We start from the raw sequence: 21,862 nt of genomic DNA on the forward strand, positions 1-21,862 counted from the left end.
AGCTGTTCCTCAAGCGCTTGCGATTTTGGCGGCACCGGGCTGGAGGTGCAGATAGTCCGGATCGAAATCCGCCAATTCGCAAAGCCCTCTCCAATCCAGAATGGTCAGTCGATTGGCGCGGAGCCGGATGAGCTTGGCTTCCCGGATCTCCCTGAGCTTCTTGTTCATATGAACCGTGGACAGCCCGAGCGCATCGGCGATTTCCGGCTGCGTCAAAGGCAGGTTGCAGGTCACGCCGTCCGACAAGCCGATGGCTGTCATCTTGGTGATGAACTCGCAGAGCAGATGAGCGATGCGGCTGGGTGCCGAGCGGCGCCCGATACCCACCATCCACTCGCGGTAGATCGAGGCTTCGATGAGCGTTTCGCGCCAGAATGCCTCGGATATCCGATAGGATGCTCGCGTGAGCGCTCGGACGGCATCATGCGGGATCAGGCCGACGACCGCGGGCGTCAGCGCTCCCAGGCAATGATCCATGCGCTCAATCAGCAGCGAGTGGATATCCGGAATGTCGCCGGGAAGATGAAGCGACAGGATTTGCCGCACGCCGTCGCCAACGATCTTGTAGCGACAAACCAGTCCTTCGGCGACCAAGCAGCACTGCTTGGTGATCTCGCCTTCGCTGACGATGTCCTGGCCGGCTTCGAAGCGCTTCAGGGTAAGCGGCAGATCCAGCAATTTCTGCCGTTCGGCAGGCGGCAAGGGAATATGGGTTTCGAGCTTGAGAACGAGGCGTTCAAGATAAAGCTGCTTGTCCATTCGCTCCCTGCCATTCGGGTGGCGCGACGCCGGGACTTATCACCCAGTTCCCTGAGCTGTTCAAATGCGGTGCCTCGTACAACGCAACCCTACGCCCTTCGGTGCCATCCCCACACCGCGACCATAAGGACCATGGGCGAGGCAGGCCCGATGCCATTCGCTATACAGCCGGGAGACTGTTCGCGCGAAAGTCCACGGTGCGCTCCGTGCCGTTTCCCTGACATGGGGGCTCAGGGGCCAAGGGCGCAGCGTGAGCTCCTCGGGCACTAAAATTCGACGAACTTGCCCGTTGGCTCTGTCAAATGACATCTCTTGCCGAGGTTGAGCCGACTACGAAGGCGTAATGACTGCGCCTTCGACCGCTTTGCTGAACCTCTGTCCTTCTGTGCCGCTGTCGAACGCCGACACGATGACATTGGATGTGCATTGATGCGGCCTTTGTCGCAACTCGATGCGTTGGTCAGGAAGTTGGAAACGCGATCAAGGCTTTCCGCAGATGACACCAAAATTCTCCTTAGCCTGCCTATCTCGATAAGGCGCTACGAAGCGCGTCGAGACATCATTCTCGAAGGCCGCCATAACAATCAGTGCTGCATCGTTCTCGAAGGCTTGCTGTGCCGGTACAAGGTCGTTCGAGACGGCGGAAGGCAAATTCTCTCGCTGCATATGCCAGGCGATATCCCTGACCTTCAGTCGATCCATATCGATACGATGGATCACACCGTCGGCACGCTATCGCCAGCACTGGTCGGCTTCATCCCTCATGTTGCGATCAAGCATACGCTCCAGAAATCCTATGCGATTTCAAAGGCATTCTGGCTGGAGGTTCTGGTCGAGGCATCCATTCTAAGAGGCTGGACAGTCAGTCTCGGGAAGCGGAGCGCTCCAGCGCGCATCGCGCATTTCCTCTGCGAGTACGTGACGCGAATGAAGGCCATCGGCCTGTCGGATGGGGTGACATGCGGCTTGCCGCTCAACCAGCCTGAAATGGGCGATGTGCTGGGGTTATCGACCGTTCACACCAACAAGAAATTGCGAGAGCTCAAGCGGGAAAGGCTGGTAGAAGTACGCGCGAATCTAATCCGTATTCTGGATTGGGAAGGTCTGTGCCAGCGCGCTGATTTCGACCCGAACTATCTGCATTTGAAGCACTACGACGAGTGATGCAGATTTCAGGCTCGACAAGGAACTTGGGCGGGCGAGCGGCATTCTGCTGAGATGGCACGGTTTTACTTTGATACCGATGACGGTTCTGCCCCTGATACGGATGACGAGGGGGTAGATTTTCCTGACCTCGAAGCAGCGAAGCATGCCGCAAAGTCGATCCTGGCGGTTATGATCGGCGAGAAGCTGCCGACCTCTGATCATATTGGCCTGCGTGTCGTCGTTCGGAACGAAACCGGTGTTCCCATCTATGTCGCGAGCCTGTCCCTCGACGGAACCGAGGCTGACGTTTCAAGCTAGACTGCGAGTGCATGCGAATACGGGGCGACGCAGCGAACAGAGCTCTCTCGCCCGGCGCTATCCGCCCGACTACACGGATGAACTTGAATATCGCCAGCTAGCGGGAACCGCGATATTCGGGGATGCGGTTCTTGCTGCCGAAGAGCAGGCTCTGAGGATTTCGATTGACGCCCTCGAGGGTCCGGATGAACCCTGAGAGGCTGCCCTGCCCATTTGCTGTAAAGTTCTCGACGCTCCTCAAGCCGGCGCCCGTCAGTCGGATAATCTCGACAGTGGCGGCGGCTGAGCTGCGATCGAGGCTGCTTGCAAGGGCGCTCAGGGATCTTGCGGTTTCGGCAACCTCGGTAAACGCGCTCCGCCCATTGGTATCGACCGCGGCATTCAGGAATGACTGGGCTCCCTTCAAGACGCCATCGACATTGTCACTGGCTCTGTTGAGCTTTTCGCTCACGGAAGCGGCTGTCTTGATAACGCTTCGCACATCAGGGGCTACATCAGCCAGAGTGCTAGTCAGCTGATCGAAATCTCCAATGATGGAGACGATCCAATTTTTGTCGACCGTACGCAGGGAATTCAGGTAGTCGTCGCCGAATGTCTTCAGTTTCTGCGGCAGCGGGGTGACGAATTCCGCTACGGTCTCAACCCCCTTCATCAGTTTCTCAACGGAGGATGAGCTGTCGTTCAAGGAAGCCGAGAAGCGCTCGGCTTCCTTGATCTTCTCGGTTATCGGCCCAGCGTTGGCCTGGATTGCTCCCTCGATCGTGACAAGGGACTCATTGATGCTCTTTGCAGTGGATCCGACCTTCTCGAAAATGCTCGCGGAGTCTTCGACGACGATTGTCGGCTGCATCTGTCCTGGAGCCGCGGTCAGCCGAGCGGCGTTCGGGCTGCCACCACGAAGCTGCACCGCGACGATGCCGGCCAAGCCCTGACCTTCCAGGCGGGCAGTGGTATCCGCCCGCAAGGGAGCCGATCGGCTGATCTTCAGGATGGCGTAGATCTGCCGGGGATCACCGGGCTCGATCTCGATGTCCGTGACCTCGCCCACCCGCAGGCCGTTGAAGAGGACGCTGGAGCCTCGCCCCAAGCCCGAAACCTTGCCGTTGAAGATCAACCGGACATCGACCGTATCGGTCTGCCCTCTGCTGAACCAGTATGCGAGTCCGAAAAGCATAGCTACGACGACCAGCGTGGCCAGTCCGATCAATGCATGGGCTCCCCGGGAACGCATGACCCTTGTTTCTACCCAACCTTGAGGTTGTCGGCGGATTGCTTGCCCGACCGCTTGTCAGCCACGAGTTCGTAAGAAACCTTCTGCCCTTCATTCAGGCCACGCAGGCCAGCGCGCTCGACAGCGCTGATATGGACGAAGACGTCGTTGCCGCCGCCGTCCGGGGTTATGAAGCCATAGCCCTTGGTCTCGTTGAACCATTTCACGACGCCGTTAGCCATATGCATCTCCATAGTGGATCGCCGAACATGTGCGCTCTCAGGCACTCAGACAAGCTGCTCCTTGGGCCGGGTCAACAGTCAATCTCGCCTAAGCCCGAGACCATCGAAACGTCTGATGACCCGGCGATATTCGCCGCTCTGGTCAGGAGCGCCGTTTGATGTCTCGCGTTCTATCCGGCAGAGCATCGACGGCTTGGTCGGCTCCCTGGTCCTTGTGGAGCACACCCTCTCGCAGAACCTTGGTTGCGGCATCTGCTTTCTGTTGTGAATCGGTGGGGAGAGGTCTGGTTTCATCCGTTGCGTGAAGGCCAATGTTGCGAGGCTTCTTCCCATCGTTACGGGCGCTTGCCGCGAAGGTAGCCAAAGCTTCAGGTTGTTTTGCCATGGGTTTGTCCTCCAATCGTGGAGGAACGGGCGCGAGTGACGAGTGTTCCGCGCGCCGCGCCTGCCATCGGCTCAGCCTTTTGCTATCGCGTACGACCTATCTCTCTACTGAGCGATCGACGACGGGCAGAACGATGGTCAGCGAAGTCGCAGTCAGCACGATTGCGACATGGGAAACTGAAGGGCAGATTCGTCACTTGCGCGGCGGTTCGCTCTTCGAAGGCTGCGGCCGCGCGGCGTCGCCCGCCGGAACCGACCAAGTTGCGGTCCAAGTCTCGCTCAAGGTGCGATTTCGCCCTCTCAGGAACATGCGAAGCTCGGCCGATTGGCCATCCGGCAGCGTCGCATCGACGATGGCGCGCACGCCTTTCAATGGCGCATTGAACGTCAGTATCTTCGTGGTGATGGAGCCGGCGGTGCTCGTCGCGACCAGTTCCAGGCGCTCGGGCTCGCTCTGATAGTAGGCGAGGTCGCCGCCAGCGAAATCGACGATGAAGCGTTTCGTGCCCTTGCCCTCGGAAACACCATCCTCGATGTCCGAGCCGTTGAAGCTCTGCTGCACCTGGGCGTAAGGATGCAGGTGCCAGGTCGTCGACAATGCCGAGATGCGGTAGCTGAATTCGGCAGCCTGACCACTGGGCAGTGGTTTGTTCGGCGTCCAGCAAGCGACGATGTTGTCGAAGGCTTCGTTATCCGTCGGAATCTCGATGAGATCGACCCGGCCTTCGCCCCAGTCACCCTGTGGCTGGACCCAGTAACCTGGCCGCGCATCGTAGCGCGCTTCCAGATCCTGATAGCTGCCGAAATCGCGGTCGCGCTGCATCAGGCCGAAGCCGCGCGGGTTCTTGTCGCCGAAGCTTGATATGCGCAGCACCTTGGGATTGCGAATGGGACGCCAGATCCATTCGCCACTGCCGGATTGCATCATCAGCCCGTCCGAATCGTGGATTTCGGGACGGAAATCAGTTCGTTGACCGAGATCGCCCTCTCCAGCCTGAAACATCGAGGTCAGCGGCGCGATGCCGATCCGCTCGATCTCCTTGCGTGGGATGATCGTCGCGGTCACGTCCATCGAGGTGTTGCGGCCTGGGCTGACGACATAGCGAAATGCGCCTGCGACCGACGGGGAGTCGAGCAGGGCGTAGATGACGAGCTCGGTCGTGTCACGCGACGGCTCCTCCACCCAGAGCGCCCGCATGAACGGGAATTCCTCGGGACCCTCGCCGCCGACATTCAAGGCGAGCGAACGCGCCGAAAGTCCGTAACGGTGCCCCCGGCCGATCAAGCGGAAATAGCTCGCGCCCAGGAAGGAGATGACCTCGTCCTGCACCTTGGGGTCGTTCAGGTTGGTGGTGACGGTGAAACCCGCGAAGCCGAGCGCCGGCGAGAGATTCTTGGGCACGGGAACCTTGCCGTACTCGAACAGACCGGTCGTGAAGGGGATCGGGATCGCGTTGCCGTGGTTGATGATGTGAACCTGCACAGGCTTGTTGTGCAGAAAGCCCAGATGGAAGGGCAGCAGGCGGAAATCGGATCCACTCTCGCGCCAGAAGGTTTTGTCGCGCCGAAACCGGATTTCGCGATAGCTGTCATAGGTCAGGCTTGAGAGCTCGGCTGGAATCTTCGCGCTCTCGGCATCGAAAGGCTGCTTCGCGAGCGCGATCGCCTGCTGGACGACGTCTTGATAGCCGAAGCCCTTAGCGGCTCCTGCGGGCGTCTGCGCTTGCGAGGAGACGCGGCCCCTCAACAGACCGGCTCCGGAAAGCAGGACGAGAAATGCGCGTCGAGACGGTGGCGACATGATGGGATCCCCCCGGATATGCGGCCGCCCTAGCGCACGCTGGGTTTAAAACGTTGATAGGGGAATGGGGTTCCCGTCGCCCGGCGCATTGCGCGAATGAACACCGGTCAGCAAGAACGTGCTGACGCCATGCGGGTGATCATCGTCCCGTTACGCGAAGCGAGCCCGTCATGATAAGCGGGGTGGCGATGAGTCCAGTCTAGCCCGCGCGAAAAGGCTGATGGGCGCGGCATTCTCACCGACGAGCCGGCAAGCGATGTTGCTGTAAGTCGTTGAAATCAAACGAAACGTGTCGTAAGCGACTATGACATGAAATCACGCTCTGTTCCCAGGCGTGACCGTATCCAGATCATTGATTTCGCTATGAAAAGAAGTGGTAGCGGGAGAGGGACTTGAACCCCCGACACGCGGATTATGATTCCGCTGCTCTAACCAGCTGAGCTACCCCGCCACAGGGTCGAAGCCGGCAAGCCGGCTCGTCGTCGAGGCGCGATATAGGCGCCACGACCCGGCCTCGTCAAGCCTTGCGCTCAGCTCTTGTGAACAGAGGCGAGCTTGCGTAGCCGGACGACCTTGAAATAGCCGCGCCCGACATGGACCGTCTCGTAGCGGCCGGTCGCCTTCGCCCAATCGGTCAGGCGGCTGACCTTGAAATCGGAGCTCCAGCCGATCACCTTCGACAGAGGCGCGACCGCGCTCCAGAACGGCGCCAGCATGCCGCCATCATCGACGAGGCGGCTGGAGATGATGATCTCGCCGCCCGGCTTCAGGACGCGGTCCATCTCGGCCAGCGCCTGCTCGGGATTTGGCACGAGCGTGATCACGAATTGCGCGGTGACGGCGTCGAAGCGCTCGTCGCCGAAGCCGAGCCGGCAGGCATCCATCACCATCAGCCCGCGGACATGGTCGAGCTTCTGGTTCACCACCTTGCGATGGGCGACCCTGAGCATGTCGAGCGAAAGATCGGCGCCGAGCACGCGCGAGTTCGGCGTGAAATAGGGCAGGGTGAGACCGGTGCCGACGCCGATCTCGAGAATGTCAGGGCCGCAGGCGCAGGCCGCTTCGACCGCCTCGCGCTGCGGGCGCGCCAGCATGTTCTGATAGATCCGGTCATAGAACTTGGCCCAGGTCGCATAGACGCGCTTCTGGCCGTCGAGGTCGTAGGTCACCGGCATGATGGGGAATCCGAGCGGAAGAGCGGGCCTGAACGGTCAGGACAGGGCGAGGGCGGCCGGTGCGGGCGCGGCCGGCAGGGCGAGGGGACGCCGCAGGATGGTGCCGCCGCCAAGGACGCGGGAGCCGGGGCCGGCATCGGCATAGATCACGCAGGCCTGGCCGGGCGACACACCTTCCTCATCGCTCGCGAGCTCGATGCGCAGGCCGTCCGCGTCGCGGAAGAGGCGGGCCTCGCGCGGGGCGCGGGTCGAACGGACGCGCACGGCGACGTCGAGCCCTTCGGGCGGCAGGGCGTCGAGCGACATCTCCCCCAGCCAGTTGAGGTCGCGCAGGCGAACCTCGCGCACGCTCAGCGCCTCGCGCGGGCCGACGATGACGCGGGCATCGTCGGCGTCGAGGCGCAGCACGTAGAGCGGCTCGCTCGCGCTGATGCCGAGGCCCTTGCGCTGGCCGACGGTGTAATGCAGCACGCCGTCGTGATGGCCGAGGATGCGGCCGTCGAGATGGACGATATCGCCAGGGCGGGCGGCGCCGGGCTTCAGGCGCTCGATGACATCGGCATAGCGGCCGTTCGGCACGAAGCAGATATCCTGGCTGTCGGGCTTGTCGGCGATGGCGAGGCCGAGCTCGGCCGCGAGCGCGCGGGTCTGCGCCTTGTCGATATGGCCGAGCGGGAAGCGCAGCAGGTCGAGCTGCTCCTGCGTCGTGGCATAGAGGAAATAGCTCTGGTCGCGGCTGGCATCGGCGGCACGGAACAGGCCGCGATGGCCGTTGCCGAGATCGCGGCTGAGCACGTAATGGCCGGTCGCCAGGGCGTCGGCGCCCAACTCCTTGGCGAGATCGAGCAAGTCGCGGAACTTCACGGTCCGGTTGCACTCGACGCAAGGGATTGGCGTCTCACCGGCGAGATAGCTCTCGGCGAAGCGCTCGATCACCGCGTCGCGGAAGCGGCTTTCGTAATCGAGCACGTAGTGCGGGATGCCGATCGTTTCGGCGACACGGCGGGCGTCGTGAATGTCCTGCCCGGCGCAGCATGCCCCCGCGCGATGGACGGCGGCGCCATGGTCATAGAGCTGGAGCGTGACGCCGATGACATCGTAGCCCTCGCGCTTGAGCAGAGCTGCTACCACCGAGGAATCGACGCCGCCGGACATCGCCGCGACGACGCGTGTGGCCGCGGGCGGCTTGGCGATGTCGAGGGAATTGCGGAGGGGCGCGGTCATTCTCGGCTGTGTCGTGGCTGGCTCGGGAGGCTCGAAAGGCGGCGTCGGCGCGTCTGCCGGCTCTATACCGGCTTTGCTCCGATGCCGCCAGCAGGATCGGCAAATCCTGCCGGCCTGGGCTTCTGGGACCGGGCTCATATTGCCCGCTCCCCATGTCAGATGGTTCTAAGCCTTTGATTCAGCAAGGGCCGTTTCTGGCTCGCAACTTGCTGGACCGGGTCGGGCGCGTTGTTGCCCACGTCACGGGACCGTTCATGCCGATCCAGTCTGCGTTCACAAGTCAGGCCCTCGCCGAAGCGCCAGTTGCCCGGTCGCGCGCCGGTCAAACCGAGCAGCGCGAGGGCGGCGAGGTCTTTGCGCTGCCCGAAGCCGAGACGGCGACTGCCGGGGCGAGCAAGGCGGGCGCGGCCGGCAAGGCCGCAGCCTCGCCGGAAGCCGCTGCCGCCAAGGATGCGACCGTTGCGGAGCAGGTCGTCGATCCGGCCAAGCTGAAGGCGCAGCTGGATGCTTCGAAGACAGTCGTCTCGCCGGCTGTGCCGACCTCTTCACCCGTCCAGTCCGGTGCGGCCATGCCGCAGGAACCAAAGACCGATGCGAGCGGGGTCGCGTTCCTGATCGCGATGGCTGCCGCCCAGATGGGCGCGCAGGCCAAGCCTGCCGGCGAAGGCGAGGCGACCGAAACCGGTGAAGCTGCCGGCGAGGCGCAGGACGGTTCGAAGGTGGAAGGCAAGGCCGCAGGCGAGGGCGAGACTGGCCCCGCGGCACCCGTTCCTGTTGTCGAAACCCAGACCCCGGCTGTGCCGGTTCCGGTCGCGGTTCTGCCTGCGCTGCTGCCGCAGGGCCCGCTTCTGGCGGTCGATGCCGCCGAGGGCGAGGCCGTCGAGGCGATGTCGACCGAGGGGGGCACGAAGAAGGATACCGCGCGGGCGCACCTCGCTGCCGCAGCCGCAGGATTGCCTGTCGTCGCCATGCCGGCGACGGAACAGGCGCCGGCCGCAGGCGTCGTTGCCCATGACGGCAAGACCGCGCCGGGCGTGCCTGCGGTCGGAACGGCCGGGCAGGGCGTGAAAGAGCTTGCGGACATCCTGGCGAAGGCCGACCAGCCTGCGGCTGCCAATGGCACGCAGGCACCTGCCGAGGCCAAGGCGCTCGATAGCCTTCAGCAGCCGGCAACGCCGTTCGACCTCTCGACACTGTTGCAGCAGGCGCCCGGAAAATCGGGGCATGACCGCCTTGTCCAGCCGTTCGATCCGAATGCGGCGGCTGGTAACGCTCCCGGCGCTCCGGGCCAGGGCACGGCGAGCGGCCAGCCGACACCGATCCATGTCGTGCCGATCGAGATCGGCCTGCGCGCCATGTCGGGCTCGCGGCAATTCGACATCCGCCTCGATCCCGACGAACTCGGCCGCGTCGATGTCAGCCTGTCGATCTCCGACAAGGGCGAGGTCAGCGCCAAGCTGGTCGTCGATCGCGTCGAAACCCTGCATCTCCTGCAGCGCGATGCGCGCACGCTGGAGCGCGCCTTCGAGCAGGCGGGGTTGAAGCCGTCCGATGCCGGCGTCGACATCACTTTGCGCGATCCGTCCGACCAATCGGCCTTCCGCCAGAACCGCCAGCAGGACGAGGCGCCGCAGCGCGCGCGCCAGCCCGATGGCGCCGATCTGGCCGAGGACACTCCCCTTTCCATCGACCCCGTTCCGCAGCGCCGCTATGTCCGGCTCGGCGGCGTCGATCTCAGCATCTGAACGAGGACAAGCGCCATGGCGGTCTCCGGCACATCAGGCACATCCGGTACATCGGGCACCAGCAACAGCACGGTGACCGGCTCCACGAGCGGCATTGCCAATAATTTCGATCAGTTCCTGACGCTGCTGACGACGCAGCTCAAGAACCAGTCGCCGCTGGATCCGCTCGACACCAACCAGTTCACCCAGCAGCTCGTGCAGTTCGCCGGCGTCGAGCAGCAGCTCAGGACCAACGAGACGCTCGCCTCCCTGCTCAGCCTCAGCGCGGCAGGGACGGCGACGAACGCGGTCGGGTTCATCGGCTCCACGGTCACGGCCGATGGCGCCACGGCGCGGCTGCTCAACGGCAAAGCCGACTGGAAGGTCACCATGCCCTCCGCGGGCACCGCGACGATCACGATCAAGGATTCGAAGGGCAGCGTGGTCCAGACGGAGACCAGATCGTTCAGCGCCGGCGACCAGACCTATAGCTGGAACGGCACGACCTCCACGGGCAGCAAGGCGGCGGATGGCGAGTACACCGTCACGATCGATGCCAAGAGCGTGGCGGGCGATGCCATCACGGCGAAGACGCAGATCAGCGGCGTGGTCGACGGCGTCGATTTCACCTCGTCGATCCCGATGCTCAAGATCGGCGGGATCAGCATCCCGATCGACAAGGTGAAGAGCGTGGTCCGCGGCGATTGAGCGCGGACGAATCAGTCGTGGACATCCGAGGCGATCGTTTTAGCCAATTCTTAAAACCACCCGCCTATGCTGCCCTCAGTAGCTCTGTTGAGTTGTGTGAGAGTACCATGACCGAGCCATTGCGACCGCGGGTAAAGTACGTGATCGGACCGGACGGAAGTCCGCTGACGATCGCGGACCTGCCCCCGATGAATACCAGGCGCTGGGTCATCCGGCGGAAGGCCGAGGTGGTGGCTGCCGTGCGCGGCGGGCTGCTCAGCCTCGAGGAAGCCTGCCAGCGCTATACGCTGACCGTCGATGAGTTCCTGAGCTGGCAGATGTCGATCGACCAGCACGGCCTCGCCGGCCTGCGGACGACCCGCATCCAGCACTACCGCCAGTAAGAAGCAGATCATTTCCGTTTCTTTTCAAAGGCGTCGGCCCTGACAGGGCCGGCGCCTTTGGCGTTTGCGCCACCAGAGCGGTTCCGCGCTCCTTGGGAACGCTGAACCGCTCCAAATTCTTGTTTGGCGCATTTTCTTCACGCGAACCGGCGCCCACTTCGTTTGAAAATGCTCTGGCCGGCGAGAAAGATTAACGACCCGCATCCAAAAATTAACCGCCCGCTAACCATGCACTGGGAAAAACTTGCCTAGTGGGTCGGAGCAGGTGCGCCGTCCCTGCGATTCTGTGGGACGGATGACGGCGTGAGCGGCCTGATCGAGCAGTTTGCCAAATTCGGCGCGGCGCGCCTGGCGGCCATGCTGGCCGTCACGCTGGTGCTCGTCGGCTTCTTCGGCTTCGTGATGCTCCGGATGTCGCAGCCGGCAATGAGCGTGCTGTTCTCGGAGCTGGGAAGCCAGGACGTCAGCGCCATCCTCAAGGATCTCGATGCGCGCGGCATCAAGTACGAACTGCGCGGCGACGGCCAGACGGTGCTGGTGCCGAAGGCCGACGTGCCGCGTCTGCGGCTCGACCTCGCGAGCAAGGGCATCCCGGCCGGCGGCGGCGTCGGCTACGAGATCTTCGACAAGGGCGACGCCTTCTCCTCGACCAGCTTCGTCCAGAACATCAATCATCTGCGCGCGCTCGAAGGCGAGCTGTCGCGCACCATCCGCTCGATCGGGCGGGTGCAGGCGGCGCGCGTCCATCTCGTCATCCCGGAGCGGCGCCTGTTCGAGCGCGACCGCGAGCCGCCACGTGCCTCGATCGCGCTCAAGCTTGCCGGCGAGCTCGATGCCGCGCAGGTCCGGGCCGTGCGCCATCTCGTCGCCTCGGCCGTCGATGGCCTGAAGCCGGAGCGGGTCTCGATCGTCGACGAGCGCGGCCGGCTCCTGGCCGACGGCGCCCAGAGCGACCAGGGCCTGATCGGGCTCGGCATCGAGGAGCGCCAGACCGCGATCGAGAAGCGCATCAAGGGCCAGGTCGAGGACATCGTCGCCAGTGTCGTCGGTTACGGCCGGGCGCGGGTGCAGGTCTCGGCCGCGCTCGACACCAACCGCGTCGAGAGCCGCTCCGAGAGCTATGATCCGGAAAGCCGTGTCCTGCGTTCGAGCCAGAACCGCACGGAAGCCTCGACCACGACCGAGGGTGGCAACGGCACGGTCACCGTCGGCAACGAATTGCCGGGCGCGCAGCAGACGCAAGGCGCGCAGCAGAACCAGCGCGAGAACTCCCAGAAGAACGAAGAAGTCGCCAATTACGAGATCTCGCGCACGACCCGTACCGAGGTGCTGGAGGGCGGACGGGTCAAGAAGCTCTCGGTCGCGGTTCTCGTCGACGGCAACTACACCCGCAGCCCGGCCGGCGAGATGGCCTACCAGCCGCGCAACAACGAGGAGCTGGAGCGAATCGGCGAGCTGGTGCGCACCGCGGTCGGCTTCGACCAGGGCCGCGGCGACAAGGTCGAGGTCGTCAACCTGCGCTTTGCCGAGGCGCCCCCGCCGCCGGCCGATCTCACCGAGCAGACGCTGATGCAGCAGCTCACCTCCTTCACCCGGGAGGACCTGATCCGCTTCGCCGAGCTTGCCGTGATCTCGCTGCTGACCGTGATCGTGCTGATGACGGTGGTGCGCCCGCTCCTGAAGCAGGTGCTGGCAGCCGACAACAGCAATGTCCGGGCGATCCCCTCCTTCATGCGCAATGGCGGCGTCCTCGTCGGGCCCGCTGACGCGACCGGCGATCCGGCCGGCAGCGGGCGGGCGATGACGGTTGGCGCCGACGGCGAGCCGCTGCCCATCGACGTCGATGCGGCGCCTTCCGAGCGGATGCTGGCGATCGCCCAGGTCAAGGGACAGCTCAAGGCGCAGTCCGTGGAAAAGATCGGGGCCCTGGTCTCGCAGAATCCGGCCGACTCGGTCGCGGTGCTGCGGAGCTGGATCCACGAGAGATCCGCCGCGTGACGGGGCGCTGAGACATGGCCGATACCCGATCCATCGCAACGCGGAACCCCGGTCTGCCGGACGCCATCGAGGGCGGCGGGTTCGGCGTGACCACCGTCGCCGAGATGACCGGCCCGCAGCGCGCAGCCGTCATCCTGCTCGTGCTCGGCGAGGAGCACGGGCGCAAGATCTGGCAGGAATTCGACGACGACGAGATCCGCATCATCACGCGCGCCATGGCCGAGCTCGGCACGGTCGATGCGGACGAGGTCGAACGCCTGATGCTCGATTTCGTCGGCAAGCTCTCCAGCGCCGGCGCGGTGACGGGCTCCTTCGACCGCACGATCTCGCTGCTCGAGAAGATCCTGCCGACCGATCAGGTCGCGCTGATCATGGAGGAAATCCGGGGCCCTGCCGGCCGCAACATGTGGCAGAAGCTCGGCAATATCGACGCGGTCGTGCTCGCGAACTTCCTCAAGAACGAATACCCGCAGACCATCGCCGTGATCCTCTCGAAGATCCGGGCGGAGCACGCCGCCAACGTGCTGCGCAACCTGCCGAACGACCTCTCGATCGAGGTCGTCGGGCGCATGCTGCGGCTGGAATCGGTGCAGAAGGAAGCACTCGACCATATCGAGAACACGCTGCGCACCGAGTTCGTCTCGACCCTGACGCAAACCCGCCGCCGCGATCCGCATGAAATGATGGCCGAGATCTTCAACGGCTTCGACCGGCAGACCGAGCTGCGCTTCCTCTCGGCGCTCGACGCCTCGAACCAGGAAGCGGCGGAGCGCATCCGCGCCCTGATGTTCACCTTCGAGGATCTCGGCAAGCTCGATCCGGCCGGGCTGCAGACGCTGGTGAGTCAGGCCGAGAAGGACACGTTGGCGCGCGCGCTCAAGGGCGCCAGCCAGTCGATGCGCGACTTCTTCTTCAGCGCCATGTCGCAGCGCGCCTCCAAGAACATGCAGGACGACCTGGAGTCCATGGGGCCCTTGCGTCTCAAGGAGGTCGACGAGGCGCAGACCAAGCTCGTGCAATTGACCAAGGACCTCGCCGACAAGGGCGAGATCGTGCTGTCCAAGGGCAGCGCCGAAGACGAGTTGGTGTACTGAGATGACGTCCGCGAAGAAATTCCTGTTCGGGACGGATTTCCGCGAGGGCAGCCGCAAGGCCGCCGGCGAAGCCGATATTGCTGCGGCGCGGGCCGAGGGCTTCCATGCCGGGCAGGAACAGGCGCATCGCGAGGCGCAGGCCCAGCTCGTCGGCCTGACCGGGCAGCTGGCGCGCTCGGCCGAGCGGCTCTTCGCTCAAGAAGCCGCACGCATGGCCGCAATCGAAGAGCATGCGGCCCATGTCGCCATCGTGACGGCGAAGGCGCTGGCCGGGGCGGCGCTGGCGGAGAAGCCGCTGGCCTCGCTGGCGGGAGCCATTCGCGAGTGCCTCAGCCATGCCCGCACGGCGCCGCACCTGGTGCTGCGCGTGCATGAGAGCGTGGTCGAGGCAGCCGAGGAGCTGGTCCGCAAGCTCGCTGCCGAACACGGCTTCGCCGGTAAGCTGATCGTGCTCGGGCAATCCGACATCACGCCCGGGGACGGGCGCATCGAATGGGCGGAGGGTGGCTTCGTCCTCGACAGCCAGCAACTCGCGGCTCTGGTCGAACAGGCGGTCTCGCGCGTGTTCGGCCAGGGCCATGCGGAACCATGAAGGTCTGAGCCATGAGCCAGGACAACGATCTCAACCTGCCGCCGCTGAACCAGGCCGACCTGTCCTTCGATCAGGGCGACATGTCGGTGGCGCGTTCGGGCCCGGTGCCGGTCAAGACGGCCGAGGATCTTGAGCAGGTCTTCGACGTGCCGGTCACGGTTTCAGCGGTGCTCGGCTCCTCGAAGGTCGCGGTCGGCGACCTGCTCCAGATCGTGCCGGGTGCGGTGCTCGAGCTCGACCGGCGTGTCGGCGAGGCCATCGACATCTTCGTCAACGAGCGGCTGGTCGCGCGCGGCGAGGTCGTCGTCGTCGAGGACCGGCTCGGCGTGACGATGACGGAAATCATCAAGGCGGACCGGTGACGGCCCGCCCCATGACATCGACGAACGGAAGGACCTGAGCCATGCGCCTCATCATTGCCGGCGGTCTCAAGGGACAGATCATCGCAGCCGCCAAGATCGCCATGTCGCATGGCGCGGCCGTGACCCATACCGAGAGCCTCGACCAGACGCTGGCCGTGCTGCGCACCAAGGGCGCCGATCTCCTGATGATCGATGTCGTGCAGCCGATCGCAGCTTATGTCGCGGCGCTGGAGGCCGAGCGCATCCGCACACCGATCGTTGCCTGCGGCACCTCGACCGATACCCGCGCCGCCGTGGCCGCGATCCAGGCCGGCGCGCGCGAATATGTGCCGCTGCCGCCCGATCCTGAGCTGATCGCGGCGGTGCTGGAGGCGGTCGCCGCCGACCAGTCCAGCCTGATCTGGCGCGACCCGGCGATGGAGCGCGTCGTGCAGCTCGCCTCGCAGATCGCGCGCTCGGAAGCGCCAGTGTTGGTCACCGGCGAGAGCGGCACCGGCAAGGAGGTGATCGCGCGTCACCTGCACCAGAAATCCGGTCGCAAGGACCGCCCCTTCGTCGCGGTGAACTGCGCCGCGATTCCCGACAACCTGCTCGAATCCGAATTGTTCGGCCATGAGAAGGGCGCCTTCACCGGCGCCATCGCGCGCCGTATCGGCAAGTTCGAGGAAGCCAATGGCGGCACGCTGCTGCTCGACGAAATCTCGGAGATGGATGTCCGCCTGCAGGCCAAGCTGCTGCGCGCGCTGCAGGAGCGCATGATCGACCGTGTCGGCGGCACGCAGCCGGTCAAGGTCGATATCCGGATCATCGCGACCTCGAACCGCAATCTGGCCGATGCCGTGCGCGAAGGCTCGTTCCGCGAGGATCTGCTCTACCGGCTGAACGTCGTGCATCTGCGCCTGCCGGCACTGCGCGAGCGGCCGGGCGATATCCTGGTGCTGGCGGATCACTTCGCCAAGAAATATGCGGATCTGAACGGGCTGCCGGCGCGTCCGATCGCGTCCGATGCGCGCAAGCTGCTCTTGACCAGCGCCTGGCGTGGCAATGTCCGCGAGCTGGAGAACACGATGCACCGGGCGGTGCTGCTGGCGAGCGGGACCGAGATCGCGGCCGCGGCTGTGTTGAGCCCAGAAGGGGAGGCGCTGTCGCCGGCGCCGTCGCGCGATCCCGCCGCGCGTGCGGCGCAGACGGCGGAGGCGGTGACGCGTTCGCTGGTGGGGCACACCGTTGCCGATGTCGAGCGCGAGCTGATCCTCGATACGCTCGATCATTGCCTCGGCAATCGCACGCATGCGGCCAAGATTTTGGGAATCTCGATCCGCACGCTGCGCAACAAGCTGAGCGAATATACTTCGGCCGGCATCACGGTGGCCGAGCCGGGTCAGACGCGCATCAGCGCGGCCTGACCCGGGCGCCGGTCAATAGTAGCGCCGGCGATAGTAGTAGCGCGGCCGGGCATAATAGCGCGGGCGGTAGTAGTAGCGCGGGCGCGCATAGTAGCGGGGTCGGGCATAATAGCGCGGCCGGCGGTAATAATAGTACTGGCTGAACTCGGCGTCGGTCTTGTCGATCGCCTCCTTCATTTCTGCGGTCACTGCCTCTTCGCCTTTGGCGGGTTCGGCTTCCGGCTTCGGCACCAGCTGGGGCTGGGCGGCCTCTGCTGCGGCGATTCCGCCCATGCCGGCCGCGGCGAAACCGCCGACCAATGTCATCAGGAATGAGCGTCTGTCCACGACGGCCTCCAGACTGTTGTCACCACATCTCCAACGACATTCTTAGAGAGCGAATGCCGACGGGGAATAATGCATTTAAATGATGCTTTGTTCCATTGGGCCCATTTTCGCGCGACATGGTCATGGGCGCTGCCCGGTCAGTCGACGGCATTGAGCGGTCTCGCCACGCTTTCGAGCGGCTTGCGCTCGGCCGGGAAGGCGAAGCGCGCGGCGATCGCTGCCGCTACGAGCATCAGCGCCGCGCCCAGCAGATAACCGGCGAAGACGCTGCCGCGCGAACCGGTATCGATCAGGATGCCGAAGAGCCAGGGGCCGGCGATACCGCCGGCGCCGGTGCCGATCGCATAGAACATCGCGATGGCGAGAGCCCTCATCTCGACCGGGAAGGTCTCGGAAACGGTGAGATAGGCCGAGCTGGCGGCAGCCGATGCGAAGAAGAAGACGACGCTCCAGCACAAGGTGAGCTGCGAGGCCGTCAGCAGATCCTTCCAGAACAGATAGCCCGTGCCGGTGAGCAGCAGGCCAGACAGCGCATAGGTCGCCGCGATCATCACGCGGCGGCCGATGGTGTCGAAGAGCCGGCCGATCAGGAGGGGGCCGAGGAAGTTGCCGGCGGCGAAGGGGAGAATGAACCAGCCGATGTTCTGCGCGGGCACCGCGTAGAAATCGGTCAGGATCAATGCGTAGGTGAAGAAGATCGCGTTGTAGAAGAAGGCTTGCGACAGCATCAGGGCGAGGCCCACCAGCGCGCGCTCGCGATGGACGACGAAGAGCGCGTAGAAGACCTCGCCGAGCGGGGTCGCGGCGCGGGGGCGCAGGCGGGTCAGGGGCAAGATCTCGCCGGCCGGTGCGACGAAGCCGGCCCGGCGCTCGATATCGGCGACGATCGCCGCGGCGCGCTCGGGCTGGCCATGGCTGATCAGCCAGCGCGGGCTTTCCGGGATCCATTGCCTGAGGAAGAGGATGATCAGGCCGAGCGCCGCGCCGATGAAGAAGGCGAGGCGCCAGCCATATTCCGGATCGATCCAGGCGGGGTCGAGCAGGACGATGGAGCCGAGCGCGCCAATGGCGGCCCCGACCCAGAACGAGCCGTTGATGACGAGATCGGTCCAGCCGCGGACGCGGGCCGGGATCAGTTCCTGGATCGTCGAGTTGATGGCGGTGTATTCGCCGCCGATGCCCATTCCGGTGAGGAAGCGGAAGACGATGAAGCTCGCGACGTTCCAGGAGAAGGCGGTGGCCGCCGTCGCCGCGAGATAGACGAGCACGGTGATCGTGAAGAGCTTCTTGCGGCCGAGCCGGTCGGTGAGCCAGCCGAAGAACACGGCGCCCAGCACCGCACCGGCGATATAGGCTGCGCCGGCAAGCCCGATCTCGGTATTGGTGAACCTGAGGGCCGGGCTTTCCTTGAGCGCGCCGGAGACCGAGCCGGCAAGCGTTACCTCAAGCCCGTCGAGTATCCAGGTGATGCCGAGCGCGGCGACGACGAGCGTGTGAAAGCGCGACCAGGGCAGGCGGTCGAGCCGGGCGGGCACGTCGGTGGCGATGACGGGGTGTTCGTTTCCCTGAGGCTGGGCCTGTTGCACGGGTTGCCCCCGATCGGAACGGCGCTCTTGCGGCGCTTTGAAAGTCAGGCTGGCGCGGAGATGGCGGCACGGCCGCCATGCGCATGGCGTCGAGAGGCAACGGTGCCCGGCCGAGAAGGTTCCGATGGAGCATTCGGGGACAGGCTCTTGCGGCCCCGCTTAACCAATCATTCACCATAGGCCCGGCAAGAATTGCCGAGCTGCGCCCTGCTTCGGGGCGCGTCCTGTCTTGGACAGGGAACGGGCGTGGGGCGGAACGGTCGATGACCGATGTGACGGCAGGGCAAGGCAGAGGCTTTACCGTTCCCGATCGCGGGGCGCTCGGAAAGCTGTTCAACCGTCCCGACCTGTTCCTCGCCATCGGCGTCATGGGCATCCTGGTGGTGCTCGTCTTCCCGATGCCGGCGATCCTGCTCGACCTGATGCTGGCTCTCTCGATCATCGTGTCGGTTCTGGTGCTGATGACCGCGCTCTTCATCGAGGAGCCGCTGGAGTTCTCGGCCTTCCCGACCGTGCTGCTGATCGTCACCATGTTCCGGCTGGCGCTGAACCTCGCCTCGACGCGCCTGATCCTCGCCCATGGCCATGAAGGCACCGCGGCTGCGGGCCATGTCATCGAGGCCTTCGCCGGCTTCGTGATGAGCGGCAATTTCGTGATCGGCGTGATCGTCTTCACGATCCTGATCATCGTGAACTTCGTCGTCATCACCAAAGGCTCGGGCCGTATCGCCGAGGTCGCTGCCCGCTTCAGCCTCGACGCCATGCCCGGCAAGCAGATGGCGATCGACGCCGACCTGTCCGCTGGCCTGATCGACCAGGAGACCGCGAAGGTTCGCCGCAGGGCGCTGGAAGACGAATCCTCCTTCTTCGGCTCGATGGACGGTGCCTCGAAATTCGTGCGCGGCGACGCCATCGCCGGCCTGCTGATCACCTTCATCAACGTGCTCGGCGGCATCGTCATCGGCGTCGCGCAGCAGGGGCTGAGCTTCGGCCAGGCCGCGACGAATTATACCCTGCTTACCGTCGGCGATGGCCTCGTCAGCCAGGTCCCGGCGCTGATCGTCTCGACCGCGGCCGGCCTACTCGTCTCGAAGTCCGGCGTGCGCGGCGCGGCCGACAAGGCGCTCGGCAAGCAGCTCTCGGGCTATCCCAAGGCGCTGGGCATGTCTGCGGCGGTGATGCTGCTGATCGCGCTGCTGCCGGGCATCCCGATGCTGCCCTTCCTCGCGCTGGCAGGTGGCGCAGGCTACCTGGCCTATCGTTTCGGCAAGGCGGCCAAGGCCCGCGAGGCGGAGCTGGGCCTGCTCGATCCGGCGCAGGCCGGCGGCGCGGTCTCGGCAGACGGCACGCCGCGCGAGGAGACGCTGAACGACCTCCTCAAGATGGACGAGCTCAAGATCGAGATCGGCTACGGGCTCCTGCCGCTGGTGAATGCGCCGAGCGGGCAGGATCGGTTGACCGATCAGGTCCGGGCGCTGCGCCGGCAGCTCGCGGCCGAGCTCGGCTTCGTCATGCCGGCGGTGCGCATCGTCGACAACGTCCAGCTCGAGGCGAACCACTACTTCATCAAGATCAAGGAGATCGATGCCGGCCAGGGCATCGTCTATGCCGGCCAGTACATGGCGATGGACCCGATGGGCGGCGCCGTGAACCTGCCGGGCCACAATGTACTGGAGCCAACCTTCGGCCTGCCGGCGACCTGGATCGACGCGGCCTTGCAGGACGAGGCGCAGTTGCGCGGCTACACCGTGGTCGATGCCGCCACCGTGATCTCGACGCATCTCACCGAGGTGCTGAAGTCGAACATGCCCGAGCTGCTCTCGCATTCCGAGGTGCAGAAGCTGCTGCGTGAATTGCCGAAGGACCATGCCGATCTCGTCAAGGAGATCGTGCCGAGCCAGATCTCGACCACCGGCATCCAGCGTGTGCTCCAGCTCCTGCTCTCCGAGCGCATCTCGATCCGCGACTTGCCGACGATCATCGAGGGCATTGCAGAGGTTTCGTCGGGGATGCGCAACCCGCGCGAGATCGCCGAGCATGTCCGCGCCCGGCTTGCCCGCCAGATCTGTGCGCAGTTCTCGAACGGGCTCGGCGTGCTGCCGATCATCACCTTGTCGCCGGCCTGGGAGAGCGTCTTCGCGGAGTCGATCATCGGCCAGGGCGAGGACCGGCATCTGGCCATGCAGCCCTCGCGCCTGCAGGAATTCGTGCATCACGTCCGCGACAAGTTCGAGGATGCGGCGCGCATCGGCGAGATGCCGGCGCTGGTCACCTCGGCCATGGCGCGACCCTTCGCCCGCCAGATCATCGAGCGCTTCCGCCGGGAGACGCCGGTGCTGTCGCAGGCGGAAATCCACCCGCGCGTGCGCCTCAAGACGGTCGGCAGCGTCTGAGGCTCGCCTCCGCTTTCCACGGGGCGCCGATGCCTGCGGCGCAATGGTCAGGCTGAGGGCCCGAGGCTAAGCGGGAGAGATGTCGCGCAACGCCGCCCTCTTCGCTGTCATGTGCCTCGTCTGGGGACTGACCTGGTTGCCGGTCAAGGTCGGGTCGATGCATGTCCCGCCCATCTTCCTGGCGGCGGCCCGCTTTTCGCTCGCAGGGTTCATCATGCTGCTCTGGGCCGGGCGCGATGCGCCGAAGGTTTCGGCCGGGGCCTGGCCCCGGTTGATTGCTACTGCGCTTTTGCTCAACACCGCCAATTACGCGCTGCTGTTCTGGGGCACGAAGCACGCGCCGAGCGGGCTCGCGGCCATCGTCAATTTCGCGACCATTCCGATCTACACGCTGCTGGCCAGCCGTGCGATCGAAGGCGTGCGGATCGACGGGCGCAAGATCGCGGCGATCGCGCTCGGCACCGTGGGCCTGGGCTTCCTGTTCGCGACGCGGGCGATGGGCGGGCTCTCGGCGGCGCATGGCGATCCGCTGGAGGCGATGGGGCTCGCGGCCGTGGCCGGCGGCACGCTGTTCTATTGCGTCGGCGCCGTGCTCTCGCGGCCGATCGCCGGGACGATGCCGACATTGACGCTCGCCGGCTGGCAGACGCTGATCGGCGGCATCGGGCTGACCGTTGTCTCGCTCACGCTGGAGCCGGTCGGCCTTGCCGATGTCAGGGCGCTGGCAAGCTGGCCGGTGCTGCCCGCCGTGCTCTTCCTGATCGTCGGCGGTTCGCTGATGGGTTTCACCATCTATATGCGGCTGCTGCGTGACTGGGGCGCCTTCCGGGCCGGGCTCTATGCCTTCGTCAGCCCGGCCATCGCGGTTGCGGTCGGCGTCGTCGCGTTGAGCGAGCCCTTCGGCTGGTCGGAAGCCATCGGCGCGCTGCTCATGTTCGGCGCGGCCGCGATCGCGCTCAAGCGCTAGGGCGTCATTCTCGGGCGAAGCGAAGCGCAGAGCCCCGAGAATCTCTTCCAGGATAAGACGCTC

The 21,862-nt window shown here is 64.9% G+C and carries 20 protein-coding genes and 1 tRNA gene; 12 read left to right on the plus strand and 9 right to left on the minus strand.

Annotation, left to right across the window (positions count from 1 at the left end):
• Positions 1 to 9 precede the first annotated feature (9 nt).
• On the minus strand, positions 10 to 759 hold the full coding sequence (locus AC07NY_RS06155; protein WP_494582537.1) for a Crp/Fnr family transcriptional regulator: 750 nt from the start codon (positions 757 to 759) through the stop codon (positions 10 to 12).
• A gap of 429 nt (positions 760 to 1,188) precedes the next feature.
• Here AC07NY_RS06155 and AC07NY_RS06160 point away from each other — a divergent pair, with 429 nt between their 5' ends.
• On the plus strand, positions 1,189 to 1,923 hold the full coding sequence (locus AC07NY_RS06160; RefSeq protein ID WP_494582539.1) for a Crp/Fnr family transcriptional regulator: 735 nt from the start codon (positions 1,189 to 1,191) through the stop codon (positions 1,921 to 1,923).
• A gap of 54 nt (positions 1,924 to 1,977) precedes the next feature.
• Entirely contained in the window at positions 1,978 to 2,223 is a 246-nt protein-coding gene (locus tag AC07NY_RS06165) for a DUF6894 family protein (RefSeq protein WP_494582540.1), read from the plus strand.
• 97 nt (positions 2,224 to 2,320) lie between these two features.
• Here the strand turns inward: AC07NY_RS06165 and AC07NY_RS06170 are convergent, their stop codons facing one another.
• From AC07NY_RS06170 to mnmA, 6 genes are all read right to left on the minus strand, one after another.
• On the minus strand, positions 2,321 to 3,430 hold the full coding sequence (locus tag AC07NY_RS06170; RefSeq protein ID WP_494582541.1) for an MlaD family protein: 1,110 nt from the start codon (positions 3,428 to 3,430) through the stop codon (positions 2,321 to 2,323).
• A gap of 35 nt (positions 3,431 to 3,465) precedes the next feature.
• Positions 3,466 to 3,675 (minus strand): cold-shock protein, encoded by a 210-nt coding sequence (locus AC07NY_RS06175; protein WP_492284915.1) that lies wholly within the window; start codon positions 3,673 to 3,675, stop codon positions 3,466 to 3,468.
• A gap of 577 nt (positions 3,676 to 4,252) precedes the next feature.
• The gene (locus AC07NY_RS06180) at positions 4,253 to 5,806 is read right to left on the minus strand and encodes an OpgD/OpgG family glucan biosynthesis protein (protein WP_494582543.1); all 1,554 of its coding nucleotides are present in this window, start codon (positions 5,804 to 5,806) and stop codon (positions 4,253 to 4,255) included.
• 428 nt (positions 5,807 to 6,234) lie between these two features.
• Positions 6,235 to 6,311 (minus strand) — tRNA-Met (locus AC07NY_RS06185).
• A 79-nt stretch (positions 6,312 to 6,390) separates the two neighbouring features.
• The gene (locus AC07NY_RS06190; RefSeq protein ID WP_494582544.1) at positions 6,391 to 7,035 is read right to left on the minus strand and encodes a class I SAM-dependent methyltransferase; all 645 of its coding nucleotides are present in this window, start codon (positions 7,033 to 7,035) and stop codon (positions 6,391 to 6,393) included.
• A gap of 36 nt (positions 7,036 to 7,071) precedes the next feature.
• Entirely contained in the window at positions 7,072 to 8,259 is a 1,188-nt protein-coding gene (gene mnmA, locus AC07NY_RS06195) for a tRNA 2-thiouridine(34) synthase MnmA (RefSeq protein WP_494582546.1), read from the minus strand.
• A 254-nt stretch (positions 8,260 to 8,513) separates the two neighbouring features.
• Here mnmA and AC07NY_RS06200 point away from each other — a divergent pair, with 254 nt between their 5' ends.
• The 8 genes from AC07NY_RS06200 (at position 8,514) to flbD (ending at position 16,526) form a co-directional block, all read left to right on the plus strand.
• On the plus strand, positions 8,514 to 10,004 hold the full coding sequence (locus AC07NY_RS06200) for a flagellar hook-length control protein FliK (protein ID WP_494582547.1): 1,491 nt from the start codon (positions 8,514 to 8,516) through the stop codon (positions 10,002 to 10,004).
• Between the two features lie 15 nt (positions 10,005 to 10,019).
• Positions 10,020 to 10,691, plus strand: a complete 672-nt coding sequence (locus tag AC07NY_RS06205; protein ID WP_494582549.1) for a flagellar hook assembly protein FlgD — start codon at positions 10,020 to 10,022, stop codon at positions 10,689 to 10,691.
• 107 nt (positions 10,692 to 10,798) lie between these two features.
• A complete protein-coding gene (gene sciP, locus AC07NY_RS06210) occupies positions 10,799 to 11,074 on the plus strand; it encodes a CtrA inhibitor SciP (RefSeq protein WP_038359348.1) in 276 nt (91 codons plus the stop codon).
• Between the two features lie 303 nt (positions 11,075 to 11,377).
• The gene (gene fliF, locus AC07NY_RS06215; protein ID WP_492284908.1) at positions 11,378 to 13,072 is read left to right on the plus strand and encodes a flagellar basal-body MS-ring/collar protein FliF; all 1,695 of its coding nucleotides are present in this window, start codon (positions 11,378 to 11,380) and stop codon (positions 13,070 to 13,072) included.
• A gap of 104 nt (positions 13,073 to 13,176) precedes the next feature.
• Positions 13,177 to 14,166, plus strand: a complete 990-nt coding sequence (gene fliG / locus AC07NY_RS06220; protein ID WP_492286072.1) for a flagellar motor switch protein FliG — start codon at positions 13,177 to 13,179, stop codon at positions 14,164 to 14,166.
• 1 nt (position 14,167) lies between these two features.
• Positions 14,168 to 14,758 carry a FliH/SctL family protein gene (locus AC07NY_RS06225; RefSeq protein WP_492284907.1) on the plus strand — a complete coding sequence of 197 codons (591 nt, stop codon included), beginning with the start codon at positions 14,168 to 14,170 and terminating at the stop codon, positions 14,756 to 14,758.
• Positions 14,759 to 14,769: 11 nt separating this feature from the next.
• Positions 14,770 to 15,120, plus strand: a complete 351-nt coding sequence (gene fliN, locus AC07NY_RS06230) for a flagellar motor switch protein FliN (RefSeq protein ID WP_492284906.1) — start codon at positions 14,770 to 14,772, stop codon at positions 15,118 to 15,120.
• 41 nt (positions 15,121 to 15,161) lie between these two features.
• A complete protein-coding gene (gene flbD / locus AC07NY_RS06235; protein WP_492284905.1) occupies positions 15,162 to 16,526 on the plus strand; it encodes a sigma-54-dependent transcriptional regulator FlbD in 1,365 nt (454 codons plus the stop codon).
• A gap of 12 nt (positions 16,527 to 16,538) precedes the next feature.
• On the opposite strand, the gene AC07NY_RS06240 is transcribed toward flbD, so the two are convergent.
• Positions 16,539 to 16,853: a hypothetical protein gene (locus tag AC07NY_RS06240; RefSeq protein ID WP_494582555.1), complete on the minus strand. Its 315-nt coding sequence runs from the start codon at positions 16,851 to 16,853 to the stop codon at positions 16,539 to 16,541.
• 137 nt (positions 16,854 to 16,990) lie between these two features.
• Positions 16,991 to 18,439: an MFS transporter gene (locus AC07NY_RS06245; RefSeq protein ID WP_494582557.1), complete on the minus strand. Its 1,449-nt coding sequence runs from the start codon at positions 18,437 to 18,439 to the stop codon at positions 16,991 to 16,993.
• Positions 18,440 to 18,702: 263 nt separating this feature from the next.
• On the opposite strand from AC07NY_RS06245, the gene flhA reads away from it, so the two are divergent.
• Positions 18,703 to 20,832, plus strand: a complete 2,130-nt coding sequence (gene flhA, locus AC07NY_RS06250; protein WP_494582559.1) for a flagellar biosynthesis protein FlhA — start codon at positions 18,703 to 18,705, stop codon at positions 20,830 to 20,832.
• A gap of 79 nt (positions 20,833 to 20,911) precedes the next feature.
• Positions 20,912 to 21,799 (plus strand): DMT family transporter, encoded by an 888-nt coding sequence (locus AC07NY_RS06255; protein ID WP_494582561.1) that lies wholly within the window; start codon positions 20,912 to 20,914, stop codon positions 21,797 to 21,799.
• Positions 21,800 to 21,862 lie beyond the last annotated feature (63 nt).

Source organism: Allobosea sp. GW821-FHT09G06, from assembly GCF_059416005.1.

Excerpts from the sequence above, each read along its gene's own strand:
- AC07NY_RS06160 (WP_494582539.1), top strand. The coding sequence starts at position 1,189 with ATGCGGCCTTTGTCGCAACTCGATGCGTTGGTCAGGAAGTTGGAAACG.
- sciP (WP_038359348.1), top strand. The coding sequence starts at position 10,799 with ATGACCGAGCCATTGCGACCGCGGGTAAAGTACGTGATCGGACCGGAC.
- AC07NY_RS06225 (WP_492284907.1), top strand. The coding sequence starts at position 14,168 with ATGACGTCCGCGAAGAAATTCCTGTTCGGGACGGATTTCCGCGAGGGC.
- fliG (WP_492286072.1), top strand. The coding sequence starts at position 13,177 with ATGACCGGCCCGCAGCGCGCAGCCGTCATCCTGCTCGTGCTCGGCGAG.
- flhA (WP_494582559.1), top strand. The coding sequence starts at position 18,703 with ATGACCGATGTGACGGCAGGGCAAGGCAGAGGCTTTACCGTTCCCGAT.
- AC07NY_RS06205 (WP_494582549.1), top strand. The coding sequence starts at position 10,020 with ATGGCGGTCTCCGGCACATCAGGCACATCCGGTACATCGGGCACCAGC.
- flbD (WP_492284905.1), top strand. The coding sequence starts at position 15,162 with ATGCGCCTCATCATTGCCGGCGGTCTCAAGGGACAGATCATCGCAGCC.
- AC07NY_RS06255 (WP_494582561.1), top strand. The coding sequence starts at position 20,912 with ATGTCGCGCAACGCCGCCCTCTTCGCTGTCATGTGCCTCGTCTGGGGA.
- fliN (WP_492284906.1), top strand. The coding sequence starts at position 14,770 with ATGAGCCAGGACAACGATCTCAACCTGCCGCCGCTGAACCAGGCCGAC.
- mnmA (WP_494582546.1), bottom strand. The coding sequence starts at position 8,259 with ATGACCGCGCCCCTCCGCAATTCCCTCGACATCGCCAAGCCGCCCGCG.
- AC07NY_RS06175 (WP_492284915.1), bottom strand. The coding sequence starts at position 3,675 with ATGGCTAACGGCGTCGTGAAATGGTTCAACGAGACCAAGGGCTATGGC.
- AC07NY_RS06165 (WP_494582540.1), top strand. The coding sequence starts at position 1,978 with ATGGCACGGTTTTACTTTGATACCGATGACGGTTCTGCCCCTGATACG.
- AC07NY_RS06190 (WP_494582544.1), bottom strand. The coding sequence starts at position 7,035 with ATGCCGGTGACCTACGACCTCGACGGCCAGAAGCGCGTCTATGCGACC.
- AC07NY_RS06200 (WP_494582547.1), top strand. The coding sequence starts at position 8,514 with ATGCCGATCCAGTCTGCGTTCACAAGTCAGGCCCTCGCCGAAGCGCCA.
- AC07NY_RS06155 (WP_494582537.1), bottom strand. The coding sequence starts at position 759 with ATGGACAAGCAGCTTTATCTTGAACGCCTCGTTCTCAAGCTCGAAACC.